The 2,671-nt window shown below is 72.4% G+C and carries 2 protein-coding genes and 1 pseudogene; 2 read left to right on the forward strand and 1 reads right to left on the reverse strand.

What is annotated here, in order from left to right; all coding sequences use genetic code 11:
- Positions 1-172 (forward strand): annotated as a pseudogene (locus AB4Y86_RS16305) (sulfite exporter TauE/SafE family protein); the annotation flags it as partial.
- A gap of 108 nt (positions 173-280) precedes the next feature.
- Positions 281-1,723: a pyridoxal phosphate-dependent decarboxylase family protein gene (locus AB4Y86_RS16310; protein ID WP_441403222.1), complete on the forward strand. Its 1,443-nt coding sequence runs from the start codon at positions 281-283 to the stop codon at positions 1,721-1,723.
- Here the strand turns inward: AB4Y86_RS16310 and AB4Y86_RS16315 are convergent.
- The coding region (locus AB4Y86_RS16315) for an aminoglycoside phosphotransferase family protein (RefSeq protein ID WP_441403223.1) at positions 1,720-2,671 on the reverse strand (952 nt) is incomplete at its 5' end. The genes AB4Y86_RS16310 and AB4Y86_RS16315 overlap by 4 nt on opposite strands.

Genomic DNA, 2,671 nt, shown 5'->3' on the forward strand with positions numbered 1-2,671 from the left:
GCTTTGGGGCCTCGGCCTGGTCTTGGGCGCGGCCAACATGGCCGGCGGCTACCTTGGCGCCCGGACCGCCGTCAGCCGGGGCAGCAAGTTCATCCGGGTCGTGTTCCTCGTGGTGGTGGGGGCGCTGATCATCAAGCTCGGATCCGACGTCTGGAACGACGTTTTCCGCTAGCGCCGGCAGTCCTGCCAGCCCCCGTCCTGACAGCCGTCCTCACGGCTGCCCTGACAGCCGTGCCCGGCGGCACTGCCGTGCACACGGCCGCGGGCGTAGCATGCAGCTATGTCAGCTCCTGTTGAGCGCTACGGCGATGCCCTGGCGGCCGCTTTCCGGCATGCCCGCCGCTGGCTGGAGAGCCAGGAAACCCGGCCCGTGGGCCCGCGCGTGGCCGCGGCCGACCTTGCGGCCGACTTCGGCGGTCCGCTGCCCCGGGAAGGCACCCCGGCGGCGGAAGTCGTGGACTACCTGGCCACTAAGGCCGAACCCGGGCTGATGGCGATGCCGTCCGGACGGTTTTTCGGCTGGGTGATCGGCGGCACCGTGCCGGCCGCGCTGGCCGCGGACTGGCTGGTCAGCGCCTGGGACCAGAACGCGGGGCTGCGCTTCGCCACCCCTGCCGCGGCAGCCATCGAGGAGGCCGCCGGCAAGTGGCTGATCGAGCTGCTCGGACTTCCCGCCGAATGCGACGTCGGCTTCGCCACCGGTGCCACGATGGCCAATTTCACCGGCCTGGCCGCGGCACGGTGGCGCCTGATGGCCGACGCCGGCTGGGACCTCGACGCCGACGGCCTCTCCGGCGCGCCGCGGATCCGCTGCTTCGTGGGCCAGGAACGGCACGACACGATCGACCTTGGCCTGCGCTACCTGGGGCTCGGCAGGCCAACGGTCGTCCCCGCGGACCGGCAGGGCCGCATCGACGCGGCGGAACTGGACTGTGCCTTGGACCGCGCGCTGGCAGACGCCCCCACCGCCCCCGGCGGTGCCGGATCTGCCCGCACCCCGCTGCTGGTCTGCCTGCAGGCCGGGAACCTGCATTCTGGAGCCTTTGATCCCTTCAAAGAGGCCATCGCCGTCGCCAAGGCCCACGGTGCCTGGGTCCATGTGGACGGTGCGTTCGGTCTCTGGGCCGCCGCCGTGCCGGAACTCGCCGACCTGACCGCCGGGATGGGCGGCGCCGATTCCTGGGGCACCGACGCGCACAAGACCCTCAACGTCCCTTACGACTGCGGGATAGCGGTGGTCCGGGACGCGCAGGCGCTGCGATCGGCCATGGGCGTGCACACCAGCTACCTGATCCAGGACACGGACGGCGCCCCCGACCCCTTCGAGACGGTTCCGGAGCTGTCCCGCCGTGCCCGTGGGGTGCCGGTGTGGGCTGCGCTGAAATCGCTGGGCCGGGACGGCGTTGTCGGCCAGGTCCGCGGGCTGGTGCTGCATGCCGGGCAACTGGCGCAGCAGCTTTCCGCGCTGGAGGGCGTTGAAGTGCTCAACGACGTCGACTACACCCAGGTTTCGCTGGCCTTCGGCGACGACGAGACCACCCGGGCAGTGACGGCCCGGATCATGGCCGACGGTCGGGTCTGGATGTCCGGTTCACGCTGGCAGGACCGGGACATCCTGCGGATTTCGGTGAGCAACTGGAGCACGGACGACGCCGACGTGGCAGTTGCGGTCGAGGCCGTGCGCGATGCCGTGGCGGCCGTCCGGGAAGACAAACGCGGCTAGCCCGACCGTTCGGCGGCTTCCCCGGGCGCCGGTAGGTCCTGCGGGGCCGGCAGGCCGGCGAGCGTATTTCCGGCGAGGGTGCTGGCCACCCACAGGGAGCGGGCCAGGTCGCCGCGGTGGTTGCGTTCCGCGTACCACAAGGCGTTCTCCACCTCCCGGACCACAGCCCACTGCCGGGCAGTCTCGCCGTCGAAGCCGGCTGCGGCGCTGAAGTCCCGGCAGCGGGCCAGCAGGGCGTCGCCGGGACCGGTGCGGGGCAGCTCGGCCAGCCGGTTCCACAGCAGCGGGGCGACCGCGAACTCCGCTTCGCCGACCAGGGGCTGCGGGTCGATCGCCTTAAATTCTTCGGCCGTGAATCCGGCACCGGGCAAGCCTCCGGGGCCGGGTCGCTCCGGGGCGGCGGGCCGTGCGAGGACGTTCTGGAAGTGCAGATCGGTGTGCACCAGTACGTCCGTGCCGGACCGCCGGCCGACAGCGCCGCGGGTCTGGCAGACCTCCAGAGCTGCTTCCAACAGCCAGCGCGGGAACGGCCGGCCGAGCCGCTCCCAGCGCTCCGGGAGCTCGTCGCTCCACTGCTCGGCGCGGGCAGCTATGTGGCCGAAGGCCGGCCACTGCGGCCGGCCGTCCGGCGGAAGGCTCAGCTGGCTGACCAGGCCGCCCCAAATGGCAGCGGCGGCGTCCAGCGGCACGTCCTGCAACGAGCGGCCGCCGTCGAGCCGTTCGAGCAGCAGGGCACCCGCCTCGGGGTCCGCCTCATGGACCTGGACGGCGCCCCGGCCGCCCCACAGCTCAAGGGCCTGGCGTTCAGCCAATGCTTCCTCGTGCGGAAAAGCGAGCTTCAGGACCGCCGCCGCGGCATCGGGCGTCTGCCCGCGGACCGGGACCACGATGGCGCCGTGGCCGTGCCAAGGCAGGCCGCCGGGGGCCAGATCAGGCACGAGCTGCCAC

This window comes from Arthrobacter sp. 2YAF22_2 (assembly GCF_052114645.1).
GTDB lineage: Bacteria > Actinomycetota > Actinomycetes > Actinomycetales > Micrococcaceae > Arthrobacter.

What these genes read in the sequence shown, in the direction of transcription:
- AB4Y86_RS16310 (WP_441403222.1), top strand. Translation starts at nt 281, where the DNA reads ATGTCAGCTCCTGTTGAGCGCTACGGCGATGCCCTGGCGGCCGCTTTC.